The organism is Chryseobacterium sp. GW823-FHT05E08, assembly GCF_058795655.1.
Map to the genome: position 1 here is coordinate 449,159 of NZ_JBXAHY010000001.1, position 24,763 is coordinate 473,921.

At 32.7% G+C, this 24,763-nt stretch carries 23 protein-coding genes; 22 read left to right on the forward strand and 1 reads right to left on the reverse strand.

Features of this window, described 5'->3' with window-relative positions; all coding sequences use genetic code 11:
- Window positions 1–115 precede the first annotated feature (115 nt).
- The 22 genes from udk (at window position 116) to AC1Q7L_RS02205 (ending at window position 23,654) form a co-directional block, all read left to right on the forward strand.
- Window positions 116–730 carry a uridine kinase gene (udk, locus tag AC1Q7L_RS02100; protein WP_066758117.1) on the forward strand — a complete coding sequence of 205 codons (615 nt, stop codon included), beginning with the start codon at window positions 116–118 and terminating at the stop codon, window positions 728–730.
- 2 nt (window positions 731–732) lie between these two features.
- Window positions 733–1,089 (forward strand): FtsB family cell division protein, encoded by a 357-nt coding sequence (locus tag AC1Q7L_RS02105; protein ID WP_066758120.1) that lies wholly within the window; start codon window positions 733–735, stop codon window positions 1,087–1,089.
- A 101-nt stretch (window positions 1,090–1,190) separates the two neighbouring features.
- The gene (locus AC1Q7L_RS02110) at window positions 1,191–2,354 is read left to right on the forward strand and encodes a methylmalonyl-CoA mutase family protein (RefSeq protein ID WP_492305627.1); all 1,164 of its coding nucleotides are present in this window, start codon (window positions 1,191–1,193) and stop codon (window positions 2,352–2,354) included.
- Complete coding sequence (locus AC1Q7L_RS02115) at window positions 2,354–2,794, forward strand: DinB family protein (RefSeq protein WP_492305626.1); 441 nt, start codon at window positions 2,354–2,356, stop codon at window positions 2,792–2,794. The genes AC1Q7L_RS02110 and AC1Q7L_RS02115 overlap by 1 nt, the downstream gene beginning before the upstream one ends.
- Before the next feature lie 149 nt (window positions 2,795–2,943).
- The gene (locus AC1Q7L_RS02120; protein ID WP_492305625.1) at window positions 2,944–3,327 is read left to right on the forward strand and encodes a GxxExxY protein; all 384 of its coding nucleotides are present in this window, start codon (window positions 2,944–2,946) and stop codon (window positions 3,325–3,327) included.
- Window positions 3,328–3,379: 52 nt separating this feature from the next.
- Entirely contained in the window at window positions 3,380–4,531 is a 1,152-nt protein-coding gene (locus tag AC1Q7L_RS02125; RefSeq protein ID WP_492305624.1) for a class I SAM-dependent methyltransferase, read from the forward strand.
- A gap of 55 nt (window positions 4,532–4,586) precedes the next feature.
- A complete protein-coding gene (locus AC1Q7L_RS02130) occupies window positions 4,587–4,868 on the forward strand; it encodes a hypothetical protein (RefSeq protein WP_066758129.1) in 282 nt (93 codons plus the stop codon).
- Between the two features lie 427 nt (window positions 4,869–5,295).
- The gene (locus AC1Q7L_RS02135; protein WP_492305623.1) at window positions 5,296–6,675 is read left to right on the forward strand and encodes a dipeptidase; all 1,380 of its coding nucleotides are present in this window, start codon (window positions 5,296–5,298) and stop codon (window positions 6,673–6,675) included.
- 163 nt (window positions 6,676–6,838) lie between these two features.
- On the forward strand, window positions 6,839–7,546 hold the full coding sequence (locus AC1Q7L_RS02140) for an SDR family oxidoreductase (RefSeq protein WP_492305622.1): 708 nt from the start codon (window positions 6,839–6,841) through the stop codon (window positions 7,544–7,546).
- A gap of 150 nt (window positions 7,547–7,696) precedes the next feature.
- Window positions 7,697–8,443, forward strand: a complete 747-nt coding sequence (locus tag AC1Q7L_RS02145) for an electron transfer flavoprotein subunit beta/FixA family protein (RefSeq protein ID WP_492305621.1) — start codon at window positions 7,697–7,699, stop codon at window positions 8,441–8,443.
- Between the two features lie 101 nt (window positions 8,444–8,544).
- On the forward strand, window positions 8,545–9,492 hold the full coding sequence (locus tag AC1Q7L_RS02150; RefSeq protein ID WP_492305620.1) for an electron transfer flavoprotein subunit alpha/FixB family protein: 948 nt from the start codon (window positions 8,545–8,547) through the stop codon (window positions 9,490–9,492).
- Window positions 9,493–9,671: 179 nt separating this feature from the next.
- On the forward strand, window positions 9,672–10,271 hold the full coding sequence (locus AC1Q7L_RS02155; protein ID WP_410690685.1) for a bifunctional nuclease family protein: 600 nt from the start codon (window positions 9,672–9,674) through the stop codon (window positions 10,269–10,271).
- Window positions 10,272–10,292: 21 nt separating this feature from the next.
- Complete coding sequence (locus tag AC1Q7L_RS02160; protein WP_492305619.1) at window positions 10,293–11,675, forward strand: nucleoside permease; 1,383 nt, start codon at window positions 10,293–10,295, stop codon at window positions 11,673–11,675.
- A gap of 366 nt (window positions 11,676–12,041) precedes the next feature.
- Window positions 12,042–12,428, forward strand: a complete 387-nt coding sequence (locus AC1Q7L_RS02165) for a hypothetical protein (RefSeq protein ID WP_066758150.1) — start codon at window positions 12,042–12,044, stop codon at window positions 12,426–12,428.
- Between the two features lie 9 nt (window positions 12,429–12,437).
- Window positions 12,438–12,878: a hypothetical protein gene (locus tag AC1Q7L_RS02170; protein WP_492305618.1), complete on the forward strand. Its 441-nt coding sequence runs from the start codon at window positions 12,438–12,440 to the stop codon at window positions 12,876–12,878.
- A gap of 51 nt (window positions 12,879–12,929) precedes the next feature.
- On the forward strand, window positions 12,930–14,108 hold the full coding sequence (locus AC1Q7L_RS02175) for an acetyl-CoA C-acyltransferase (RefSeq protein WP_492305617.1): 1,179 nt from the start codon (window positions 12,930–12,932) through the stop codon (window positions 14,106–14,108).
- Between the two features lie 106 nt (window positions 14,109–14,214).
- A complete protein-coding gene (locus tag AC1Q7L_RS02180; protein ID WP_492305616.1) occupies window positions 14,215–15,705 on the forward strand; it encodes an MFS transporter in 1,491 nt (496 codons plus the stop codon).
- Window positions 15,706–15,891: 186 nt separating this feature from the next.
- Window positions 15,892–18,051, forward strand: a complete 2,160-nt coding sequence (locus AC1Q7L_RS02185) for a T9SS type A sorting domain-containing protein (protein ID WP_492305615.1) — start codon at window positions 15,892–15,894, stop codon at window positions 18,049–18,051.
- Between the two features lie 142 nt (window positions 18,052–18,193).
- Window positions 18,194–20,359, forward strand: a complete 2,166-nt coding sequence (locus AC1Q7L_RS02190; RefSeq protein ID WP_492305614.1) for a T9SS type A sorting domain-containing protein — start codon at window positions 18,194–18,196, stop codon at window positions 20,357–20,359.
- A 192-nt stretch (window positions 20,360–20,551) separates the two neighbouring features.
- Window positions 20,552–21,478 (forward strand): mevalonate kinase family protein, encoded by a 927-nt coding sequence (locus AC1Q7L_RS02195; protein WP_410690679.1) that lies wholly within the window; start codon window positions 20,552–20,554, stop codon window positions 21,476–21,478.
- An 11-nt stretch (window positions 21,479–21,489) separates the two neighbouring features.
- On the forward strand, window positions 21,490–22,419 hold the full coding sequence (locus AC1Q7L_RS02200; protein WP_492305613.1) for a UbiA family prenyltransferase: 930 nt from the start codon (window positions 21,490–21,492) through the stop codon (window positions 22,417–22,419).
- Window positions 22,420–22,484: 65 nt separating this feature from the next.
- On the forward strand, window positions 22,485–23,654 hold the full coding sequence (locus AC1Q7L_RS02205; RefSeq protein WP_492305612.1) for a proline dehydrogenase family protein: 1,170 nt from the start codon (window positions 22,485–22,487) through the stop codon (window positions 23,652–23,654).
- Window positions 23,655–23,939: 285 nt separating this feature from the next.
- Here AC1Q7L_RS02205 and AC1Q7L_RS02210 read toward each other — a convergent pair whose 3' ends face one another.
- The gene (locus tag AC1Q7L_RS02210) at window positions 23,940–24,485 is read right to left on the reverse strand and encodes a helix-turn-helix domain-containing protein (protein WP_492305611.1); all 546 of its coding nucleotides are present in this window, start codon (window positions 24,483–24,485) and stop codon (window positions 23,940–23,942) included.
- Window positions 24,486–24,763 lie beyond the last annotated feature (278 nt).

Here is a 24,763-nt window from a genome sequence, read left to right on the forward strand (position 1 = left end):
TTAAAATCCGGTGTTTGCGCATCGGATTTTTTTATTGGATAAATTCCGTACCCATTATTTTATTTGCATTCAACTAAAATAGTATATTTGTAAAAACTATATAGAAACAAAAAGAATGCTTGTAATAGGAATTGCGGGAGGTACAGGATCCGGCAAAACTACAGTTGTTGATAAGATACTTCAACAGCTTGATATCGAAGGAATGAACATCCTTTCTCAGGATAATTATTATCATGATAACCATAATTTAACGCTTACAGAAAGAGAAGCCTTAAATTATGACCATCCAAAGTCGATAGATTTTGAATTGATGCTGAAACACGTAAAAGCTTTAAAGAATCACGAGCCTATAGAACAGCCGATTTACAGCTTTGTGACGCATTCCAGAACCGGAGATCACGTAACTGTAGAACCTAAAAATGTATTGGTCGTAGAAGGAATTTTGGTACTTACAAATAAAGAATTGTTGAAGGAATTTGATCTGAAAGTATTTGTACATGCAGATTCTGATGAAAGATTAATCAGGAGGATCAGGAGAGATACACAGGAGAGGGGAAGAGATCTGAGCGAAGTTTTACACCGTTACCAGACGACTTTAAAGCCAATGCATCAGGAATTTATTGAGCCTTCAAAAAATGAAGCCGATCTTATTATCCCGAACATGAAGCAAAATTCTGTAGCAATTGATTTTCTGACTACCGTCATCAAAAACTCGTTAAGAAAACACTAAAAATGGAAGAGAATAAACTTATTAAAGAAATTAAACCAAAGTCGGAGACATTCATATTTATTAAAAATTATGTTTTAAATAAATATGTACTTACAATCTGTCTGTTCTTGGTTTGGATGGTTTTCTTTGATAAAACTTCGTTTCTTGTTATCAATGAACTCAACGGTGAGATCAATAAATACGAAGAACAATTAGCATATTATAAAACTGAATACGAAAAAAATGATACGTTTTATAAGAAACTAATGAACAATAAATCGGAAAAAGAAAAATACGCAAGAGAAAATTATTTTATGAAAAAACCGAATGAAGAAATCTTTATTCTGGTTGTAGACAGCACAAATGTTGCTAAAAAATAATTAAAAGAAGTGAATTATGAATAGTCAATTCGCTTTGCTTGTCAATTTTTTAAAGATTTATTTTATTACTAATTACCCATTATTCATTACTTATAATTGATATGTCAAATACAGATACTTTTCCAAACTGGGAAAATTTAGTAAAGAAGCAACTTAAAACAGAAGATATTTACACCATTCTGAAAAAAGAAAATTTAGAAGGAATTGATGTAAAACCTTTCTACAGTTCGGTTCAACAACCTTTAGTAAACCTTCCAAAAGTTGAGGAAAGCACACATTTGGTAGCAAAGTATCATGAAAGTTTAGAAGATGACGTTTTTGCGTTTCTATTGGAGCATAACGTTGAAAACCTTGAGGAGAAAACAATTTTCATTAATAATAAAGATTTGGCGGAGCATATTAGTCCCGCAGATAACGATCAATATTTTTCGTTAATCGATGTATTTGATGAAAAAAATGGAATTATTGATGATCAGTTGGCTAAAGAATTATTAGCTAAAGACTTCAAAAGAAATATTTGTGTTGATATTTCTCTTCATCAAAATGCTGGTGCTGCAATCTATCAGCAGTTGGGTATTGCTTTAGCAAAAGCAAAAGAGCTTGTAGAAGTTTATGGACAGGAAATTTTTAATAAACTGATCTTCAAAATAGCTGTGGGAGGAAATTATTTCTTCGAAACGGCTAAATTAAGAGCTTTTAAACTTGTTTTTAACCAATTTTCTAAGGAATACGGTTTAGATGAAATCCCTTACATTTTTGCAGAAACTTCATTAAGAAATAAAGCAGTTGCGGACAGTGAAAACAACCTTATCCGTTCTACATTGGAGCTTGCGTCTGCGATGATAGGAGGTGCCGATGCTGTTTACAGTACGAATTATGCAGTTGAAAAAAGCACGGAAAATTCGGAAGAAATCTCTTTCAAACAACAGATTGTTTTAGCTTACGAAAGTATCATTAATGTATTTGAAGATGCGTCTAACGGAAGTTATTATGTTGAAGATATTACGCAACAGATTGCGGACAAATCTTGGGCTTTCTTTGTTGAAATTGAAGAAGCTGGAGGTTATTTAGAGCTTCTAAAAAATGGAGTTATCCAAAAAAAGATCTACGACCAAGCTGTTGAAGAACAAAATTGGGTTGAAGATGGTAAAATAAAAATAATTGGAGTTAATTTATATCCAAAATTAGACGTTAAAAAGTCTGTTGCTGAATTATATAACGAAAAAGAAATAAAAGCCGTTCGTTGGGCTGAAATGTTTGAATAATGAAAGAAAAACTGATCGATTTATTTGAATATACCTATCATTTCAACAAAGAAATGATTAAAACTATTTCTGAAAACATCTCTAAGATCGACGATAAAACAATCAGTTTGATCAATCACACTTTAAACGCTCAACAAGTCTGGAATTCAAGAGTTTTAGGCGAAAAATCTTTTGAAGTCTGGCAGATTAATCCTTTTGAAAGCTTACAGGAGATTAATCATCAAAACTTTCAGAAAAGCATTCAAATCGTTGAAAATTCAGATTTTGACCTAAAAATTGAATATCAAAATTCAAAAGGAACAAAGTTTGAAAACACTATTTTTGAGATGCTTTTTCAGGCAATAAATCATTCGACATATCACCGAGGGCAAATCAATTCTTTACTAAAGCAAAACGGAATTGAACCTGTATTAACGGATTATATTTTTTATAACAGATAAATTTAAACATAATCATCTGTGTTGATCTGTGAAAATCTGTGGTTAAAAAAAATAACCATACCAAAATATTTAACCACAGATTACACAAATTTTCACAGATGATTGAGCATATAATTTTGCGAAAATTTAAATAAAAACACACAAATACGATGAAAGAAAATGAGATAAGTTTTTATGTCAGGAAATCAATATTTTCAGTATATAACGAACTTGGTCCCGGCTTATTAGAAAAAGTTTATGAAAATGTTTTAGCTTATGAACTTCAAAATAATGGATTACAAGTTAAAACCCAGGTTCCAATGAAGGTCAAATATAAAGATGCTTTTATTGACTCTAGCTTTATTGCTGATATTATTGTAGAAGATAAAATTATTATTGAGGTAAAAGCAGTTACAGAAATAAAGAATATTCATCATCAACAATTGTTGACCTATTTAAAATTAACAGATTTAAAGCTAGGTATTTTAGTCAATTTCTACACTGATTACATCGACAAAAGTATTTTTAGAAAAATAAACGGAAATCTGGATTAATTAAATAAGAAAAAATAAAGCAGAAACATCTATCAAATAATCTTACGAATCTGTGGGAAATAAAAAAATACAAAACAAAGAAATCCAAAACTACATCAATGCAAATCTAACCACAGACTTGCATTCATTACTATTAAAAAAATCCCCATTTCCTGAAGTTTCCATGCAGGAAATTGTTCAACAGATCAAAGGAAAACAAGTCGCACAGAGAAAATTTCCATTTTTATTAAAAGAAGGAATTATTTTCCCACCACAGCTTAATCTAGAACAATCATCCTCAGAAAAAACAGCTTTATATAAATCTGAAATTTTAAAAGGAAAGAAATTCATAGACTTAACAAGCGGTTTCGGAATCGATGCCTATTATCTTTCTCAAAACTTTAAAGACATCACGCTTGTTGAACAAAATTCCGAACTTTTAGATATTGTAGAACACAATTGGAATGTTTTAGAAAAGAAGGCGAAATTCATCAACCAAAAATTGGAAAATTTCCTCAATGAAAATCAAGAAACTTTTGATGTCATTTACTTAGATCCTGCGAGAAGAGATAATAATAAAAACAAAGTCTTCTTATTGGAAGATCTTTCACCAAATATCTTGGAAATTCAGAATAAATTACTATCAATTTCAAATGAAGTAGTCATAAAACTATCTCCATTGATTGATTTGAAGTATCTAGTTTCTGTATTACCGAATATTTTCAGAATTGAAATCATCGCACTCAAAAATGATGTAAAAGAAATTGTCATTTTCTTATCAAAGGAAAATTTAGGGGAGATTATTTGCAAATGTGTGAACTTAGAAAGCGGAGAATCTGACTTTGAATATGAGTTTGGAGACGAAGAAAATGCTCATTCTGAATATTCTGAGCCCGAAAAGTTCATTTATATTCCAAATCATTCGATTTTAAAGGCTGGAATTTTTAATTTGATTTCAGAAAAATTTAACCTGAAAAAACTTCATCCAAATAGTCATTTCTATACTTCTGATGAGAAAATAAATGATTTTCCGGGAAGGGTTTTAGAAGTTAAAGTAATTGATAGTAAGGATGTTAAGAAGAAAGAGCAATTTAATATCATCTCAAAAAATTATCCACTAAAACCGGAAGAACTCAAAAAGAAATACGGACTAAAAGACGGTGGTGAAAGCTACCTTATTTTTACACAATCCAAAAAAGGAAAAATTATTTTAAAATCAATATAAAAATGTTGCCGAAAAAAGCAAGATTTCTTAATTTTGGGCAATCAAAAATTTAGGCATGAGAAAATTAATTATATGTTTAGCTATTGCAACTGTAGCTGTAAGCTGTAAAAAAATACAAGCTGGAGGAAATAAGAATATCATTAAACTTGAAGAAGGTACAGAAAGATATTCTGATGATCACCAGGGAGGTGCTGAAGCTCACGGTCATGGTCACGAAGCTGCTGCAGAGCATAAAGAAGAGGCTACTGCTGAAAAACACGGTGCTGAAGCTCCGAAAACAGACAGTACAGCTGCTGTAAAACCTGCAGAGGCTGATAAAGCTAAAGCTGAACACTAATTATTTAGTAAAAATATAAAGAATGTCCTGCAGAAATGTGGGACATTTTTTTTGAAGCTTTATCCCGCTTTTCGCACTCGCTATTTTGATAGTTTCGGGGCGGTGGCAAAGCCACCGCCCCGAAACTATCAAAATGAGCTCAAACAAATTCTGCAATCGGGGCTAGGGTTGCAGTTGGTTATTTAAACATTTGAAAGATATCCGGAAAGTTTGTCATGCTGAAAGCATCTAGACGCGAATCTTTCCAAACTATTTTCTAATACTATACTTAGATCCTTACAGGATGACAAACTTCGCGGAAATTAGAAAAAAAACTATATAGATAATCCACTTAAAACCTGCATAATAATAAACCTGAGGAAAATTATCTCTTTTTGTTTGCTCCTGCAGGGCATTTTTTTTACTTTTAGCAAAACAAATTTTTACAATGCAAGAGACATTAAATTACATTAACGAAAACAAACAGCGTTTCGTAGATGAGTTATTTGAGTTACTGAGAATTCCTTCTATTTCTGCTGATCCTGCTTATAAAGATGACGTATTGAAATGTGCAGATGTTGTCGCAGAACACCTTAAAAATGCAGGTGCTGATCATGTTGAAGTATGCCAGACAAAAGGATATCCTATCGTTTTTGGAGAGAAAATTTTAGATAAAAACTTACCGACAGTATTGGTTTACGGACATTACGATGTTCAGCCTGCTGATCCGTTGGAACTTTGGACAAAACCTCCTTTCGAGCCTTATATCGAAAAAACAGCACTTCATCCGGACGGAGCAATCTTCGCAAGAGGTTCTGCAGATGATAAAGGACAGTTTTTCATGCATTTAAAGGCTTTTGAAGCGATGATGAAGACCAATTCTCTTCCTTGTAACGTTAAATTTATTTTAGAAGGTGAGGAGGAAGTAGGCTCTGTAAGCTTAGGAGATTTCGTAAACGAAAACAAAGAGAAATTATCTTGCGACTGTATTTTAATTTCTGACACTCATATTTATAGCAACGAGCAACCGACTGTTACAACAGGTTTAAGAGGTTTAAGCTATGTTGAAGTTGAAATCGAAGGTCCAAACAGAGATTTACACTCTGGTCTTTATGGTGGAGCGGTTCCAAACCCGATTCACGTACTTTCTAGAATGATTGCAAAGTTGATCGACGAAGACGGACAAATCACAATTGACGGGTTCTATGACAACGTAGAAGACGTTTCAGACGAAGACAGAGCTGATATGAATAAATTGAAGGATAATCCTGAAGAATTCAAAAAATCTATTGGATTGGAAGGTGTAGAAGGTGAAAAAGGATACACGACACTTGAAAGAACTTCTATCCGTCCTACATTAGACTGTAACGGAATTTGGGGTGGTTACACTGGAGAAGGTGCAAAAACAGTTATTCCTTCTAAGGCTTCTGCTAAAATATCGATGCGTTTGGTTCCTTATCAGACTCCGGAAGAAATCACTGAAAAATTCACGAAATATTTCAATAAAATCGCTCCGGATAACGTAAGAGTAAAAGTAACTCCACATCACGGAGGAATGCCTTACGTTTTACCGACGGATACTAAAGAATTTGCCGCTGCAAAAAAAGCGATGGAATCATCATTCGGAAAAGAAGTTCTTCCATACAGAGGTGGAGGAAGTATCCCAATTACAGCAATGTTTGAGCAGATCTTAGGTGCTAAGTCTGTGTTGATGGGATTCGGATTAGATTCTGATGCGATCCACTCTCCAAACGAACATTACGGATTATTCAACTTCTATAAAGGAATTGAAAGTATCCCATTGTTTTTTGAGAATTATTCAAAATAATTTAAAATTATAAAATGATAAAACGCTCTTATTTTAGGGCGTTTTTTTGTTGTCTAAATGTTTTTCATCTTAATATAAATGACTGATAAGTGATAAATCTTAGTATGAATAAACCATTTTTATTGACAGGTTTTATTTATTTTAGGGAATTAAAATTAATCTTATGTTAGAAAATAAAGTTGCATATATAACAGGTGGAACCAAAGGCATAGGTTTCGGAATCGCAAAAATTTTACTTGAAAATGGTATTTCGGTGGCATTTTCGGGGAGAAAAAAAGAAGATGTAGAAAAAGCGGAACAGGAATTAAAACAATATTCTCAAAATGTTTTAGGAGTAGTTTCTGATGTGAAAATTCTTGCAAACGAAGAAGGAGCTGTAAAACAAGCAGTTGAAAAATTTGGAAGATTGGATTTTGTGATTGCCAACGCTGGGTTAGGAATCTTTAAACCTGTTGATGAATTATCCGCACAAGAGTGGAATGACATGATAGAAACCAATCTTACAGGAGTTTTCTATACTTTAAAGGCTTCTGTTGAAGAATTAAAGAAGTCCGAAGGTTATTATATTACCATCTCAAGTTTAGCAGGAACTAATTTCTTCGAAAGCGGAACAGGTTACAATGCATCAAAATTTGGAGTTGTTGGATTCACACAGGCTGCAATGGTTGACCTAAGAAAATACAATATCAAATCAACTGTAATAATGCCGGGCTCGGTAGCAACCAATTTCAATGGAAATGTACCTTCAGAAAAAGACGAATGGAAGATTCAGCCTGATGATATGGGAAATCTTGTTTTAGATATTTTAAAAATGAATCCTAGGGTTTTACCTAGCAAGATCGAGTTTAGGGCAACAAAACCAGCCAAGTAAATACATCTAATGCTTTGAATAATAAATTAATAAGTATTATGCATGCATAATATATTTTTTATTTATATTAGCAAAAATTAATTAAAACAAAATCTCTTCATAAAACACCTGTTTTTATGGTGTAAAAAGGGAAACAATAAAATAGTACACATGAAAATATTAGTTTGTATTAGTAGTGTTCCGGATACTACTTCCAAAATTAACTTCACAGCAGATAAATCTGCATTCGACAAAAACGGTATTCAATGGGTTATCAATCCATTAGACGAATTTGCGTTGACAAAAGCGGTTAAACTTCAGGAGTCTCAAGGAGCTACTGTAACAGTGATCAATGTAGGAGATACTGCTACGGAACCGGTAATCAGAAAAGCTTTGGCAATCGGTGCAAATGATGCGGTAAGAGTAAATCTTGATCCAAAAGACAGTTATTCTACAGCTAAAGAAATTGCTGCTGTTGCTCAAAATGGGGGTTATGATTTAATCCTTTGCGGTAAAGAATCTATCGATTATAACGGTGGATCTGTTCCGGGAATGGTTGCTCAGTTGTTGAATCAGCCTTTCGTAAATGCATCTGTAGGTTTAGACGTAAACGGAGCTGAAGCTACTGCAGTAAGAGAAATTGAAGGAGGTAAAGAAACTATTTCTGTGAAATTACCTGCTGTAATTGCGGGTCAGAAAGGATTAGTGGATGAAAAAGATTTGATCATTCCAAACATGAGAGGGATTATGTCTGCAAGAACAAAGCCTTTGCAAGTTGTAGAGCCTACTTCTTCAGAAGTGAAAGTTCAGGGAGTTTCTTATGACAGCGTTCCTCCAAGAGCTACTGTAAAGCTTGTTTCTCCGGATAATTTAGATGAATTGGTAAGATTACTTCACGAAGAAGCTAAAGTTATCTAAAAGCCGGAAGCTGGAGGTAAGAAGTATGAAGTTTAATTCGATTTCTAAATCCACTCTAATCTTTTAATTATTAAATTTTTTAATCTTTTAATTTAAAAAAAATGGCAGTATTCGTATACGCAGAAAATATAAATGGAGTTTACAAGAAAGCAGCTTTTGAAGCGGTTTCTTATGCTAAAGCTGTTGCAGATCAGGCTGGAGATACCGTTACAGCGATCTCTGTAAACCCTACAGATTCTTCAGATTTATTATATAAATATGGAGCATCAAATGTTATCAATATTAAAGACGAAGGTCTTAAAAGCTTCTCGGCTAAAGCTTATGCTCAGGCTGTAAGTGAAGTAGCAAACGGAAACATCATCGTTTTCCCTCACACTACAGATGCCTCTTCAGTTGCTCCAATGTTGGCAGTAATGAACGGACATTCTTTAATTACTAATGCTTTGGCTGCTCCAGAAAGTCTTTCTCCATTCCAGGTGAAAAGAAGAGCTTTCTCAGGAAAAGGTTTCATGCATGCAAAATCTGAAGCAGCTGGTGTAATTATCACTGTTTCTCAAAATGCTTTTGGTGTTAAAGAAAATGCAGTTTCAGGTTCTGAAGAAGTGAAAAACTTATCAGTAGCTAACGAAGATACTAAAGTAATTTCTCACGAACAGAGTTCTGGAAAACTAGACCTTAAAGAAGCTGAAGTTGTAGTTTCTGCAGGTAGAGGTATGAAAGGTCCTGAAAATTGGGGAATGATCGAAGAATTAGCAAACGTTTTAGGCGCTGCTACAGCTTGTTCTAAGCCAGTTTCTGACATCGGTTGGAGACCTCACACAGAGCACGTTGGACAAACTGGTAAAGCAATTTCACCAAATCTTTACATTGCAGTTGGTATTTCTGGAGCTATTCAGCATTTGGCTGGAGTTAACTCTTCTAAAACTATCGTTGTAATCAACAGTGATCCTGAAGCTCCGTTCTTCAAATCAGCTGATTACGGTGTAGTTGGAGACGCTTTCCAGATTATTCCTGCATTAACTGAGAAGATTAAAGCAATCAAAGGATAAGAAAGTGAATTGTGAATTTTGCGTCGAAAGTCAATAGTGAATTTTTAAAATTGACAACGAAGTGAATTGACATTTGACTATTCACATTCAAATAAATACAATAAAAGCTCGGCTTCCGGGCTTTTATTTTTGTCTAAAAAGTAAATCCTACAATAAAAAATTAATTTATATTTGTAGTTATGGATTATAAACAGCTAATTATTCGCGGAATATCGTACAGCCAGACCCAATCAGGGGCGTACGCTTTGTTATTGGAACATGAAGAAACACACATAAAATTACCTGTTGTTATAGGAAATTTCGAGGCACAATCCATTTCTCTTGGTCTGGAGAAAGACATACATCCGCCTCGTCCTCTTACACACGATTTATTCACCAAATTTATAGTTTCTACTAATTATGAATTGATCTCTGTGATCATTTATCAGATCGTAGACGGCGTTTTCTTTTCAAATATTAATTTTAAAAATAAAGTTAATGATGAAGAGTTAATTCTTGATGCCAGAACTTCCGATGCTGTTGCAATGGCAGTAAGATTCGATGCTCCTATTTTTACCACTCAGCAAGTTTTAAATGAAGCAGGAATTTTGCTGGAACTTGAAGATGTTGCTAAAGAAGAACAGCCGTTTTCTGAAACCATTCAGTCGGAAGACAACTTAATATCTCTTTCTATGGAGGAGCTTCAGAAATTATTGGATGAGGCCGTAAAAGAAGAAGATTATGACACCGCTTTGGAGATCCAGGAGGAGATCAAAAGAAGGAAAAAGAAAATTGACTAAAAGAGATATTTTACACTAACTATGAATTTAAAACTACGACTTACCATCCTTAGCTTTCTTCAGTTTTTTGTCTGGGGAGCATGGCTAATTACGATGGCTAATTTCTGGTTCGGTACAAAACATTGGGACGGAACTCAGTTTGGGGCTGTTTTCGGAACAATGGGGATAGCTTCTATTTTTATGCCGACCCTTACAGGAATTATTGCCGACAGATGGGTGAATGCAGAACGAATTTTTTCTGTTTTACAAATCCTTTACGGGATTACACTTTTCATTTTACCACATACAGAGACTCCCAGTTCTTTTTACTTAATAATGCTTGTTGCGATGTGTTTTTATATGCCGACAATCGCTCTTGCAAACTCTATTTCTTATACTGTTTTGAAGAACAGTAATTTGGATGTTGTTAAAGATTTCCCCCCTATTCGTGTTTGGGGTACAATAGGTTTTATTGTGGCCATGTGGGTTACCAATCTTACAGGAAATAAGGCTACAGAAGGACAATTTTATATTGGAGGAATTGCAGCCATTATTTTAGGAATTTACGCATTGACTTTACCGAAATGTCCGCCACAGAAATTAATAGATAAAAGTACATCTATATTTGAACAATTAGGTTTGAATGCATTCAAGTTGTTTGCTAATTATAAAACGGCTTTATTTTTCGGATTTTCTATGCTTTTGGGAGCTGCATTACAGTTGACAAACGCTTATGGAGACGTATTTTTGAGTGAATTTTCTCATTTCCCTAAATATGCAGATTCTTTTGTAGTTCAAAGATCAACCATTGTAATGTCGATTTCTCAGGTTTCTGAGACGTTATTTATTTTGGCGATTCCTTTCTTTTTAAAGAGATACGGAATCAAAAAAGTAATGTTGATTTCAATGTTTGCATGGGTGTTAAGATTCGGATTCTTCGCATACGGAACTCCGGAAGGATATGGTGTTTCATTAATCATTTTATCTTGTATCGTTTACGGGATGGCTTTCGATTTCTTTAATATTTCGGGATCACTTTTTGTGGAAACGACTACAGATAAGAAGATGCGTTCTTCAGCACAGGGATTATTTATGATGATGACAAATGGTTTCGGAGCGTATTTCGGAAGTAATATTGCGGGTTGGGCAATTGATAAATTCTTTACCCATAAATTTGTAAATGCTACAGAATTATCAACTTATCTTGATACAACACCAAGCAATCCTACTTTTCTTGAGATTCTTAAAAATACATTCAATTCAGCTGTAAATGCAGATGGAACTTTAACTTCTGCAGTAATGCTAAGAGACTGGACAAATATTTGGCTAGCTTTTGCGGCTTATGCATTGGTTTTAGCTATTTTGTTTGCTATTTTATTCAGACATGAACATAAACCTGAAGATGTTTCTGTTGTAAAACATTAATTTATTTCAGTTATTAAAATATAAATGCACTTTTGAGAAAAGGTGCATTTTTTTTGTTCTGAAGTAAACTTGAAAAAATTATATCAATAATTTGATCTTTATATGTTCTTAATGAAAGTTGAATATGAATTTACATCAGCATTTAATAATAAAAATCATATTGAAGAAGAAATATGGCTTAAAAGTAGATGTTAAAATCTTTAATGTTAATTTTTAATTAAATAATAAAATAATGTTTTTATTGTGAAATATTTAAAATTATAATATTTATTTTGAAACTAACAAATGTTTGTATGCAAATAATTTGTTTTTAAAACACACTGATATAAAGTGTGTTTTTTTTTGTATTTTGGCACTTTAAGAATTATGAAAAATATTCAGTTATTAGGATTGTTATTGGTGGTTGTGGGTAGTTTTTTACCCTTGGTCCATGTTCCGATTATTGGTAATTGGAATTACTGGAAACTAGACCATTTTCTGGCCATTGCATGCTGGGTTCTCTCTGCCTGCGCCCTTTTCGGGATCGTGAATAATAGTGCGAAAATCGTAAGAAGTTTTGCGGTTCTTTTAATCCTTTTATTCATCCTTAGTTTGATTGCCATTAAAGTTCAGTCTTTAGATTATTTCAGCTTTCTGCCGTTTAAATCTTGGAGAGAAACTTTCGCTGGGGTTGTAAAGCTAAAGTGGGGTTGGGCAATTGAATTTTTAGGGGCTTTCCTAATGATTTTTGCAAAAAATAATAAAGTAAAATAACACACAGATATGAAGTACATAAAAACAATCTCAGTTGCAATATTGTTTTTGGGTGTTTCCCAAATAAACGCTCAAAAGAAAACAACTGACACTAAGAAAAAAGAAGTCGTACAGCAAAAAACTATAGATAATCCTGCCAAATGTAATAATATAAAGGAAGGAACATTTTTACGATCTAATTACCCTCAAAGCCTGTGGTATATGACGGTGAAAGATAATGTTCAGACAGAATATTTTAATGATGGAAAAGATTTTATAAAGTCTACAATGGTTTTTGTTGATGACTGCAACTATAAATCAATTGTACTTGAGAAAACAGATGCAACCAACCCTATAAAAGTAGGAGATGTTTTCAGTAATAAGGTTCTTGCAACTCAGGATAATTATTTAAAAATTCAAACAAAGATTGATCAGGATCAATTTGATCTTGTTCTAATTAAAGTAAAATAGAAAGTTAGCTCGAAAGGGTTTATAAAAAATAGAAAAAATAAAGATATACACATGAAAGAAGTATTCATCGTTTCCGCAGTAAGAACACCAATGGGGAGTTTCTTAGGAAGTTTATCAACTGTTCCGGCTACAAAGTTGGGATCGGCTGCAGTAAAAGGAGCATTAGATAAAATTAACCTTGATCCTAAAAACGTTCAGGAAATCTATATGGGGAATGTTTTACAGGCAGGTGAAGGACAGGCTCCGGCTCGTCAGGTTGCTTTAGGAGCGGGACTTTCAAATGAAACGATCGCTACAACGATCAATAAAGTTTGTGCTTCAGGAATGAAAGCGGTAAGTATGGCTGCACAGGCGATCAAAGCTGGTGATGCAGACGTAATTGTTGCGGGAGGTATGGAAAACATGTCTTCAGTTCCTCATTATTACAATGCAAGAAACGCTACAAAATTAGGAGACGTTAAAATGTTGGACGGAATGGTTCTAGACGGTCTTACAGACGTTTACAACAAAGTTCACATGGGAGTTTGTGCTGAAAAATGTGCAACTGACTACAATATTACAAGAGAAGAACAAGATAATTTCGCTATAGAATCTTACAAAAGATCTGCAAAAGCTTGGAGCGAAGGGAAATTTGCTGATGAGGTTGTTCCTGTATCAATTCCTCAAAGAAAAGGAGATCCTATTATTTTCGCTGAAGATGAAGAATACAAAGCGGTAAATTTCGACAGACTACCTACACTTCCAACAGTATTCAAAAAAGAAGAAGGAACGGTAACTGCAGCTAATGCATCTACTCTAAATGACGGTGCTTCTGCATTGATTCTTGTTTCTAAAGAAAAAATGGAAGAATTAGGTCTTAAGCCTTTAGCGAGAATTGTTTCTTATGCTGATGCTGCTCACGAGCCTGAAAACTTTACAACTGCACCTTCAAAAGCTTTACCAATTGCTCTTAAAAAAGCTGGTTTAACGCTTGCTGATATTGATTTCTTCGAATTTAATGAAGCTTTCTCTGTGGTAGGTTTAGCAAACAACAAAATTTTAGGATTAGATGCTGCTAAAGTAAACGTGAACGGTGGTGCGGTAGCTTTAGGACACCCACTTGGAAGTTCAGGTTCTAGAATTATTGTTACTTTGATTAATGTTTTAAAGCAAAACAATGCAAAATATGGTGCTGCAGCGATCTGTAATGGAGGCGGTGGTGCATCTGCAATTGTTATTGAGAATTTATAATACTTTTTAAAGTATATTTACAACCATTAAGGATTTGATAATTTTTTTAAATTGTTATCAATTTCTTAATGGTTTTTTTATTTTTGCTAAATTAATACTATTATAAATGTCTGAAACAGGGAATCAACCATCACAAAATATTAAGAATAATCCAAAGATTATGAAAGCCTGGGCAGTCTATGACTGGGCCAATTCTGTTTACTCTTTGGTAATTACCTCTGCAATATTTCCTATTTATTACACAATTCTTACCACTGCTTACAACAAAAAGGAATATGTTGCGGCGGCAGGTGAAGTTCAGGAAATTCCTGTGAGAACGATGATAAAAATATTTGGAGAAACTTATGAACCGGATGCTGTTCTGAGTTTTTCTTATGCTTTGTCATTCTTCTTAGTCGTTTTATTATCTCCATTTCTGTCTTCTTTGGCAGATACAATTGGTAATAAAAAATCTTTTTTACAGTTTTTCTGTTATTTGGGAGCTACTTCTTGTATGGGATTGGCGATGTTTACGGGAATGCACAATTTCTTTTTAGGACTTCTTTTCAGTGTAACGGCGAGTGTCGGATTCTGGGGTAGTCTTGTGTTTTACAACTCATTTTTACCGGATATTGCAACACCGGAAAAGCAGGATTCACTCTCTGCAAAAGGATATATTTACGGTTATGTCGGGTCGGTTGTATTGCTTATCATTTGTTTGGTTTTAATACAGGTTGTTGCTAAAGGTGCACATCAGCAGAATATATTTATCCGAATTAGTTTCTTATTAACAGGAGCTTGGTGGTTTGGTTTTTCTCAATATACTTTTAAACATTTACCTCAATTTGGAGATGTTAGAGAAGAGAAACTTCCAAAAGATTTAGTATTATTAAATTATAAAAACATCTTCAAAAAACACGAAGAGCAAGGTGGATTTCTTGAAGTTTTAAAAGATAACATCAGCTTTTATAAAGATATTGCTAAGGAAAGTTTTAGAGAGCTATTTAGAGTCGGAAATAAACTTTTCGCAGATAAAAGCTTGAAGTTTTTCCTATCAAGTTTCTTCTTTTACAGTGTTGGAATGCAGACCATATTTTTAATGGCAACCCCATTTGGAAGTAATGTAATTTTCCCTAAACAGGATGAAAAGTATAAATTAATCATTACTATTTTAGTTATACAAATCATCGCTATTTTTGGAGCATTTTTATTCTCAAAAATTTCAAAAAAGATCGGAAACAAAAACGTGATTACCATTGCTGTAGTTATTTGGATCGTTTGTTGTCTTTCTGCATTCTCATTAAATAAAGAAAATCCGAATCTTCAATATCAGTTTTATGGTTTAGCGGCGCTTATTGGCTTGGTAATGGGTGGTTTGCAGGCAATGTCGAGATCTACTTATTCCAAATTATTACCTGAAAATTCTATGGAAAACACAACGTTTTTCAGTTTCTATGACGTTCTGGAAAAGCTTGCGATTATCTGTGGAATGCTAATATTCAGTGTGCTTATTCAAAAGTTTGGAAATATGCAGTATGCCTTTATTGCAATGTCCGGATTCTTTGCAGTAGGAGCAATTTTAATACGTTTCTTAAAAATTGATTCTCATAAAAGTTAAAAATAAAAGTAAATCCTAACCAAGAAATTAATAAAAACAATAGTTATTAAATTAAAAGCCTGATGATTTCAGGCTTTTTTGCTGATTTTAAACTAATAAATAATAGTTTTAAGATTTAATTAAAAATAGTTTAATATATTCTGATTATTTGATCTTTATTTATACTTTTATAATAAAAAATTAATAATGAAAAGAAAATTTTTACTATTTGGTGCTTTATTTTGGATTGTTTTAAATTTTGCACAAGACTTAAAGCCTGTTGCTAAAAGAATATCAGAATATGAGAAAAACAATAAATCAATTAATTATGATTTATTTGAACTAAATAATTCTAGTAAAATAATTGATTACAGAAAAACAGCAACAGACGCAACAGTTTTTGATGTTAAATCATTAGAATTAAAAAAACTAATGAAAGATAAACTTGAATTTATTGAATTGTCATTCCCCTTTGATGGTGATAAAGAAATAACTGTTGAGCTTTACAAAAACGAAATTTTTACATCTGATTTTAAAGTAAAAACAAAAAAGGATGAAATAGTATCTTACACTCCAGGAGTTTATTATCAAGGAATTGTAAAAGGTGATTATAACTCTGTCGTATCTTTTAGTTTTTTTAATGATGATGTAGTTGGAGTTGTATCAACCTTGAATCTGGGAAATGTAGTTCTTGGAAAACTTAGAGATTCAAACAATTTTGTGAGTTATTCAGAGTCTAAATTAACAATAAAAAATAATTTTACTTGTGAAGTTGATGAATTACCGGAAAATACAAATCTGAAAATAAAATTTGATCTGGGAAAAACCAATAAGAAAACCTTAACGGATAATTGTGTCAGAGTGTTTTATGAGCTAACCAAGAAAGTTTACGAAAGTAATGGCTCTAATACAACTGCAACAATTAATTGGATGACTGCGCTCCATAATAGTATAGCTACTATTTATTATAACGATGATATTAAAATCGCTCTAAGCGAAATCTATGTATGGACTACTCAAGATCCTTATATCGGAGATCATTATACAAATTTAGATATGTTTAGAAATACTAGACCAGTTTTTAATGGTGATATTGCAGAATTGATAGCCGCTCCAGTGGCTTCGGGATTGGCTTTTATAGATTCACTTTGTTCGAATTTAAAGTTTTGTTATGCTCCGGTAAGTGTGAATTACGCTCAATTTCCTTTATATTCATGGAGTATTAATGTTACAGCGCATGAATTGGGACACGGTTTAGGCTCGCCTCATACTCATGCATGTGCATGGAATGGTAATAATACTGCTATTGATGGCTGTGGTGCATTAGTTGGTTCTCTGGGAAGTGCTTGTCCAGGTCCAATGCCTAGTAATGGCGGTACTATTATGAGTTATTGCCATCAAATTCCTAGTATTGGAATAAATTTCGTTAATGGATTTGGCTTTCAACCGGCTGAACTAATAAGAAATATAATTAATTCTAGATCCTGCTTAGGTACAGACTGTATTTCTTCCTGTGCAGAGACGATAGATGAAGTAATTCTTACAAACATAACTCAAAATTCTATGACTATCTCTATTATAGATGGAGTTTCAACATCATGGAAATATAAACTTTCCAAGGTTGATGGAACAGTTATTGAATCCGGAATTACTAATTCTAGTATTTTCAGTTTGAATAATCTTGATGCAAATTCTTATTACAATTTATATATAGGAACGGCATGCTCTAGTGCATCTGCTTATCAAAAATATCAGACAGTTTTAACTGATGGAAATTGGTGTGGAGGCTCCTTATTTACAGATTCTGGCGGTATTTCCGGAACGTATAGTAATAATGAAAAGCTTATTAAAACTTTTTATCCTCTTTCTAATTCGATGTTAAGATTAACATTTACAGAATTTAATTTAGAAAGCTTTAAAGATTACATGTATGTATATAATGGGCCGATAGGTTCACCAGTATTTCCCAATGGTAATGATTTAACAGGTACGGTTTTACCATCTATATTTGTGTCTACGCATCCTACTGGTGCTATTACAGTAGAATTTTTCTCCAATGAGTCAGGTGTAAGAAACGGTTGGAAAGCCAATGTTACATGTAAATTTCTGGGAGTAGAGGATATAGCTATAAAAGATAATACAATAGATATTTATCCTAATCCTGCGAAAACAATGATTGTAATTTCTTCAAAAGAAAAATTAAAATCCTATAAAATTTATGATGAAGCTGGAAGATTAGTAAGTTCTGCAGGTTCATTAAAAGGTAATAAAACTGAGGTAAGCCTTTCCTTAATCCAAACAGGAAATTACGTAATTTCCATAGAAACAGAAAAACAAACTGTAAGCAAGAAATTAATAAAACAATAGTTATTAAATTAAAAGCCTGATGATTTCAGGCTTTTTTGCTGATTTTAAAATACTAAATAATAGTTTTAAGATTTAATTGAAAATAGTTTAATATATTATGATTATTTGATCTTTATTTATATTTTTATAGTAAAAATTAATAATGGGAAGAAAATTTTTACTATTTGGCACTTTATTTTGGATTATTTTAAATTTTGCACAAGACCTAAAGCCTGTTGCTAAAAGAATATCAGAATATGAGAAAAACAAAAGATCAATTAATTATAATTTATTTGAACTAAATAATTCTGATAAAATAATTGATTACAGAAAAACAGCGACAGACGCAACAGTTTTCAATGTTAAATCATTAGAATTAAAAAAGCTAATGAAAGATAAGCCTGAGTTTATTGAATTGTCATTCCCCTTTGATGGTGATAAAGAAATAACTGTTGAGCTTTACAAAAACGAAATTTTTACATCTGATTTTAAAGTAAAAACAAAAAAGGATGAAATAGTACCCTACACTCCAGGGGTTTATTATCAAGGAATTGTAAAGGGAGATTATAACTCTGTCGTATCTTTTAGTTTTTTCCAAGATGATGTGGTAGGAATTATTTCAACACCGAGTTCAGGGAATATTATTCTTGGAAAATTTAGAGACTCAGATAATTTTGTAAGTTATTCAGAATCAAAATTAACTGTACAAAATAATTTCGCTTGTGACGCAGATAAATTACCGGAAAATATAAATCAAAAAATATCATTTGATCCCGGAAAAACAAACAAGAAAACTTTAACTGATAATTGTGTAAGAGTATATTACGAGATAAGTAATAAGGTGTATCTGAATATTGGTTCTAATACAACTTCAGCAATTAATTGGATTACCGCTGTTCATAATAGTGTTGCCACAATCTATTATAACGATGATATTAAAGTTTCTCTAAGTGAAATTTATGTATGGACAACACAGGATCCATATATTGGAGATACTAATACTAATTTGGATATATTTAGAAATACAAGACCTGTTTTTAATGGTGATGTTGCGCAATTAATAGCATATCCTATTAATGTAGGTTTGGCTTCTATAAATACTCTTTGTACTAGTTGGAGACATTGCTATTCGCCTGTTACCATTAGTTATGATCAATTTCCAATATACTCTTGGGATATTAATGTTACGGCACATGAAATGGGACATGTTTTAGGATCTCCTCATACACATGCCTGTGCTTGGAATGGCAATAATACAGCTATTGATGGGTGTGGAGCAATAGCAGGCTCTTTAGGCAGTGTCTGTTCTGGGCCAATACCTGCTACTGGTGGAACTATTATGAGTTATTGTCAAGTAGTTTCTGGTGTTGGTGTAAATTTCGCTAATGGATTTGGTTCTCAACCGGCTGAATTGATCAGAAATACAGTTAACTCTAAATCATGTCTGGGTACAAATTGTATTTCTCCTTGTTCAGAAACGATTGATGAAGTACTTCTTACTAATATTACACAAAATTCAATAAGTATTTCTATCATAGATTGGGTTTCTTTATCCTGGAAATATAAACTCTCCAAGGTAGATGGAACTGTTGTTCAATCTGGAGTTACAAATTCTAGTGTTTTCAGCTTAAATAATCTTGATGCAAATACTTATTATAATTTATACATAGGAACAGAGTGTTCCGGTTCATCGGCTTATCAAAAATATCAAACAGTTTTAACTGATGGAAATTGGTGCGGAGGAACACAATTTACAGATTCTGGAGGAACTACCGGTACCTATAGCAACAATGAAAAGCTTACTAAAACTTTTTATCCTCTTACTGATTCAAAATTAAGATTAATTTTTACAGAATTTAATTTGGAAAGTTTTAAAGATTATATGTATATATATAACGGTCCGGTAGGATCTCCCTTATTTCCAAATGGCAATGATTTAACAGGTACGGTTTTACCGGGTATATTTTCATCAACACATCCTACAGGAGCTATAACGGTAGAGTTTTTTTCTGATGAGCTAGGTGTAAGAAATGGATGGAAGGCAAATTTAACATGCCGTTACTTAGAAGTTGAAGATATAAATGTAAAGGACAATACAGTTGATATTTATCCAAATCCCGCAAAAACAATGATTATAATTTCATCGAAAGAAAAATTAAAATCATACAAAATATATGATGAAGCAGGAAGATTAATAAAATCTGCTGGTTCATTAAAAGGAAATAAGACAGAAGTAAATCTTTCATCAATACAAACCGGAAACTATGTAGTTTCCATAGAAACAGAAACAGAAACCCAAACCATAACCAAGAAATTAATAAAACAATAATTTTTGAATAATTAATAAGAAAAGCCTGATTTTGTCAGGTTTTTTTGCTAACTTTAAGATATTAAATAAGGTTTTTAAGATTTAATTAAATACTAAGAATCAATTTTCTGTTAAAATAAGTTATAATTCGGCGTGGATTTTGCTTATACTGAGCAGAATAATTTTAACTTTGCAAAAAAGATTTATTATATAATGACAAACCCTTTATTTTACGCAAAAATTCTTTTGTTCGGGGAATACGGAATCATTGAAGATTCCCAAGGTTTGACATTACCTTATAGTTTCTATAAAGGTACCCTCAAGTTCTCAGCATTGGATTCTGATTTTGAAAAGAAATCTAATGAACACCTTACAAAATATGCAGAATATCTTCTGAATTTGGAGCTTCCGAAAGGTTTTGAAATTAATGTTTCAACATTTAAGGAAGAGATTTCAAAAGGTTTATTCTTCGACAGTAATATTCCTCAAGGATATGGAATAGGGAGTTCAGGTGCTCTAGTTGCTGCTATTTTCGAACGTTATTCAATTACAAAACGTAATCCTGAGAACATTGCTAAAGACGAACTTAAAAATTTAAGAAGCGTTTTTGGCTTAATGGAAAGTTATTTTCACGGAAAAAGCTCTGGAATTGATCCGCTTATCTGCTACATGAATCTTCCGATTTTAATCGAAAGTAAAGAAAGTGTAGATAAAGTAGCGATTCCTAGAAGCCAGGAAGGTAAAGGAGCAATTTTCTTAATTGATTCCGGAATGACAGGCGAAACAGGGCCAATGGTTCAGATTTTCTTTGAAAAAATGAAGACTGAAGGTTTCCGTAAAACGTTAAAAGAAGAGTTTATCCGTTACAATAATGCTTGTATCGAAGCTTTCCTTAAAAAAGATATGAATCCTTTCTTTAGGAATTTAAAGAAACTTTCTCATTGGGCATACGAACATTTCCGTCCGATGATTCCTGAAAGTATTTTTAATGTCTGGAAAAAAGGATTAGACTCAAATGCTTATTACTTAAAACTTTGCGGAAGCGGAGGTGGAGGTTATATTTTAGGTTTCACTAAAGACTACGAAAAAGCTGAAAAAATGCTTGATGGCTTCCATAAAGAAGTGATTTACAGATTTTAATTGTATTGGAAATGAATTCTGAAAAAGAAACTTTCCAACAAAAAAACTTTGTCCAAAAATCTCTATTTTACAGATTTTCACAATTCGTGGGCTTTCTTTTGGGCGCACGATTTTTTGTGGCTATTCTGCTCACTTTTGCACTGTATGTTTCTACCTTTTTCTTGTTTAATCAGGATGAAAGTTTCAGAAAATTTGTCTTCGATTTTAAAGTTCACGGCATTATTTTCTGTACCGTTTTAACCATTTTGGCGGGTGGAATTATCAACCAATTCTACGATTTTGAAAAAGATCATATCGTAAAACCGTTCAGAACACGAGTTCAAAGCTTCATAAAACAGAAATATTTCCTTTACGCTTACTTGTTTTTAAGCATCATTTCCTTGGGAGTTGCATGGACAATTTCACATAATGTCTTTGTTTTTTTTGTCGTTTATCAGTTTTTTATGTGGTTTTACAGCCATAAATTAAGTCGAGTTTTAATACTAAATAATCTCACTTTTGTAAGCCTTACCCTATATCCTTTTTTCGGAATGATGGTCTATTATGAAACTTTTTCAAAGAAGGTTTTGCTCATGGCGATCTTTCTTTTTTTGATGCTTTTATGCATTGATATTGTAAAAGACACGCTCACAAAAAGCGTAGATAAAGCCTTTGGATATACTACAATTCCTAATTATTTTAAGACGAAAACAACAAAAGGAATCATTATTTCTTTGCTGGTTATTACGATGGCAGTTTCCATGAAACTCATTCTCAGAACAGGAATTTCCGGTTTTATGGCTTATTATTTTTCTGGTGGATTGTTTGTTTTCATCTTTTGTATTTATTTACTTTTAAATTCTTCAAGAAAAAGTAATTTTTTGACAATCAATATATTAAGACTTTGGGTTTTCGTAGGAATCATTGCAATGCTTCTGAACGGAATTGAAGGTAAAATATAGCAGAAAATGTTGGAAAAAGATTAAGGTTATCCTTACCTTTGCAAAACTAAATTTAATAAAAAGGAATGCCCATTTTTAACGATACCAAAGTTGCATTTGCAGATAAATCTGATGCACAGTTAAGAAAAGCGTACTGGATGTTCAAAATGATTGAACAGCCCGCTCTTACAAGTCTTGGAACTTCTATCCTTAATTTCACTGTTCATAATAATTTCCCTTTCGTTACCGGAATTGTAAAAAACACTTTGTTTGATCAATTTTGTGGTGGAGAAACGCGTGAAGAAAGTATGAAAGCCGTGAAACAGCTCTTCAAAAGAGGTGTTGGAAGTATTTTCGATTACTCAATTGAAGGTAAAGAAGATGAAGAAACATTTGATGCTGTTTGCAAAGAAATTAAAGATATTGTAAGATTTTCTGTAGGAAATCCTGCGATTCCTTTTATCGTTTTTAAGCCTACGGCTTTCGGTAGAATTGATCTTTATGAAGCTGTTGGAAAGAATGCAGAGCTTACTTCAAGTCAAAAAGAAGAGTGGGAAAGAGTTGTAAAAAGATTCGATGAAGTATGTAAACTTTGCCATGAACACGACAAAAAAGTAATGGTAGATGCCGAGGAAACCTGGATGCAGGATGCAGCCGATCACTTGTGTGAGGAGATGATGGAGAAGTACAATCAGGAAAAACCTATTGTTTGGAATACAATCCAAATGTACAGAACCGGCAGATTGGAATACATGGAAGGAAACCTTCAGAGAGCCAGAGAAAAGAATTATTTCATTGGATATAAGATCGTTCGTGGAGCTTATATGGAGAAGGAAAGAGCAAGAGCGGCAGAAAAAGGATATGCAGATCCAATCCAGCCAAATAAAGATGCTTCCGATAAAAATTACAATGCAGGAATTGATTTTGTAATGAATCATTTGGATAAAGTTTCGGCGTTTTTCGGGACTCATAACGAGGTTTCTTCCGAGCTGGTAATGGATAAAATGAAGGCTAAATCTCTTGATAATAACAATCCTCATATCTATTTCGGACAGCTTTACGGAATGAGTGATAACATTACATTCTATTTGTCTGATAAAGGCTATAATGCAGCAAAATATCTTCCATACGGACCCGTAAAAGATGTTGTTCCATATCTTACGAGAAGAGCTAGAGAAAACACTTCTGTAGCAGGGCAAACAGGACGGGAATTAGGTCTTATTCAGAAAGAATTGGACAGAAGAAAGAAGAAATAATTTCATTTAAAATATAAATACCTCGCATTTTTTGTGAGGTATTTTTTTATCTATAGTTTAAATTGATAATATGTATTAAATAATTTATTATGTTAATTATATAATATTAAAATAAAAATTTTATTGTCAAGTTCGTAAACTTTTTGTAATTTAGTTGAGCAACATGAAAAAAGCAATAAAATGAACGCTCATTTTACTTTAAATAGCTGAAAAATATAAAGCTTTAGCTTTAGTTTTCTTCTTCAAATATTTTTTTGCCTGATCATTTTCTTTGATCAGGCTTTTTTATGGCTCAAAACTTTCAAATTTTCCGTTTTCGTAGAACAGGACAATACGTTTTATCTTATTAGATTGATTTCCAATTACTTGATCAAGTATTTGCTGATTAGATTTTTCTAATCGCTGAGAATCGAATATTTTCTCCTGAGGTACACTTTGGTGCGGTATAAAAGATTCCTGAGGCCTCTCATTGGGAAGCTCAATTTCTGTTTCATCTGCTCCAAAATCATCGTCATTATTCATCATCGTAAACAGATCGGGAAGTGAAGTAGGCTTGGCTTTATCTTCGTCGATTTCCAATTCTAATTCTTCCAAATCGTTAGTTTCTGGTAATTCGGATTTCAGCATTTCGCCATCGCCGTTCACCAACCAGTCCCATAAAATCTCCGGAAATCGGGATTTTATTTTTATGATAAATTCTAACGACGGTTTATTTCTTCCTGAAGTAACATGAGAAATAGAAGATCGTTGTACATCGATCTCATCTGCAAATTCAGAAGACGTCAATTTTGAATACTCTATAACTTTGGAAATTCTTTCATTTAAACTCATAAAATAAGCTTTTAATCACTTTACAAATGTAAAGATAGTATTTACAATTGCAAAATACAAATGTAAATCAAAATAAAGTTATTGACAATACATTTGTAAACTAATATATTTTACTAAATATCAGATGTTTACATTATGGATAAAATTAAATCGCAAATTTTATTTAACATTTTATCCGCAAAATTCACTTTTTAAGATTTTACCTAAAGTAATAGGCGAAATAAGCTGATTATTGACCGTTTTAACATTGTATCGGCCATTAAATAACCTATTAAGGA

Bases quoted from the DNA above. Each gene is read 5' to 3' on its own strand.
- udk (WP_066758117.1), top strand. From the start codon at position 116: ATGCTTGTAATAGGAATTGCGGGAGGTACAGGATCCGGCAAAACTACA.
- AC1Q7L_RS02105 (WP_066758120.1), top strand. From the start codon at position 733: ATGGAAGAGAATAAACTTATTAAAGAAATTAAACCAAAGTCGGAGACA.
- AC1Q7L_RS02110 (WP_492305627.1), top strand. From the start codon at position 1,191: ATGTCAAATACAGATACTTTTCCAAACTGGGAAAATTTAGTAAAGAAG.
- AC1Q7L_RS02115 (WP_492305626.1), top strand. From the start codon at position 2,354: ATGAAAGAAAAACTGATCGATTTATTTGAATATACCTATCATTTCAAC.
- AC1Q7L_RS02120 (WP_492305625.1), top strand. From the start codon at position 2,944: ATGAAAGAAAATGAGATAAGTTTTTATGTCAGGAAATCAATATTTTCA.
- AC1Q7L_RS02130 (WP_066758129.1), top strand. From the start codon at position 4,587: ATGAGAAAATTAATTATATGTTTAGCTATTGCAACTGTAGCTGTAAGC.
- AC1Q7L_RS02135 (WP_492305623.1), top strand. From the start codon at position 5,296: ATGCAAGAGACATTAAATTACATTAACGAAAACAAACAGCGTTTCGTA.
- AC1Q7L_RS02140 (WP_492305622.1), top strand. From the start codon at position 6,839: ATGTTAGAAAATAAAGTTGCATATATAACAGGTGGAACCAAAGGCATA.
- AC1Q7L_RS02145 (WP_492305621.1), top strand. From the start codon at position 7,697: ATGAAAATATTAGTTTGTATTAGTAGTGTTCCGGATACTACTTCCAAA.
- AC1Q7L_RS02150 (WP_492305620.1), top strand. From the start codon at position 8,545: ATGGCAGTATTCGTATACGCAGAAAATATAAATGGAGTTTACAAGAAA.
- AC1Q7L_RS02155 (WP_410690685.1), top strand. From the start codon at position 9,672: ATGGATTATAAACAGCTAATTATTCGCGGAATATCGTACAGCCAGACC.
- AC1Q7L_RS02160 (WP_492305619.1), top strand. From the start codon at position 10,293: ATGAATTTAAAACTACGACTTACCATCCTTAGCTTTCTTCAGTTTTTT.
- AC1Q7L_RS02165 (WP_066758150.1), top strand. From the start codon at position 12,042: ATGAAAAATATTCAGTTATTAGGATTGTTATTGGTGGTTGTGGGTAGT.
- AC1Q7L_RS02170 (WP_492305618.1), top strand. From the start codon at position 12,438: ATGAAGTACATAAAAACAATCTCAGTTGCAATATTGTTTTTGGGTGTT.
- AC1Q7L_RS02175 (WP_492305617.1), top strand. From the start codon at position 12,930: ATGAAAGAAGTATTCATCGTTTCCGCAGTAAGAACACCAATGGGGAGT.
- AC1Q7L_RS02180 (WP_492305616.1), top strand. From the start codon at position 14,215: ATGTCTGAAACAGGGAATCAACCATCACAAAATATTAAGAATAATCCA.
- AC1Q7L_RS02185 (WP_492305615.1), top strand. From the start codon at position 15,892: ATGAAAAGAAAATTTTTACTATTTGGTGCTTTATTTTGGATTGTTTTA.
- AC1Q7L_RS02190 (WP_492305614.1), top strand. From the start codon at position 18,194: ATGGGAAGAAAATTTTTACTATTTGGCACTTTATTTTGGATTATTTTA.
- AC1Q7L_RS02195 (WP_410690679.1), top strand. From the start codon at position 20,552: ATGACAAACCCTTTATTTTACGCAAAAATTCTTTTGTTCGGGGAATAC.
- AC1Q7L_RS02200 (WP_492305613.1), top strand. From the start codon at position 21,490: ATGAATTCTGAAAAAGAAACTTTCCAACAAAAAAACTTTGTCCAAAAA.
- AC1Q7L_RS02205 (WP_492305612.1), top strand. From the start codon at position 22,485: ATGCCCATTTTTAACGATACCAAAGTTGCATTTGCAGATAAATCTGAT.
- AC1Q7L_RS02210 (WP_492305611.1), bottom strand. From the start codon at position 24,485: ATGAGTTTAAATGAAAGAATTTCCAAAGTTATAGAGTATTCAAAATTG.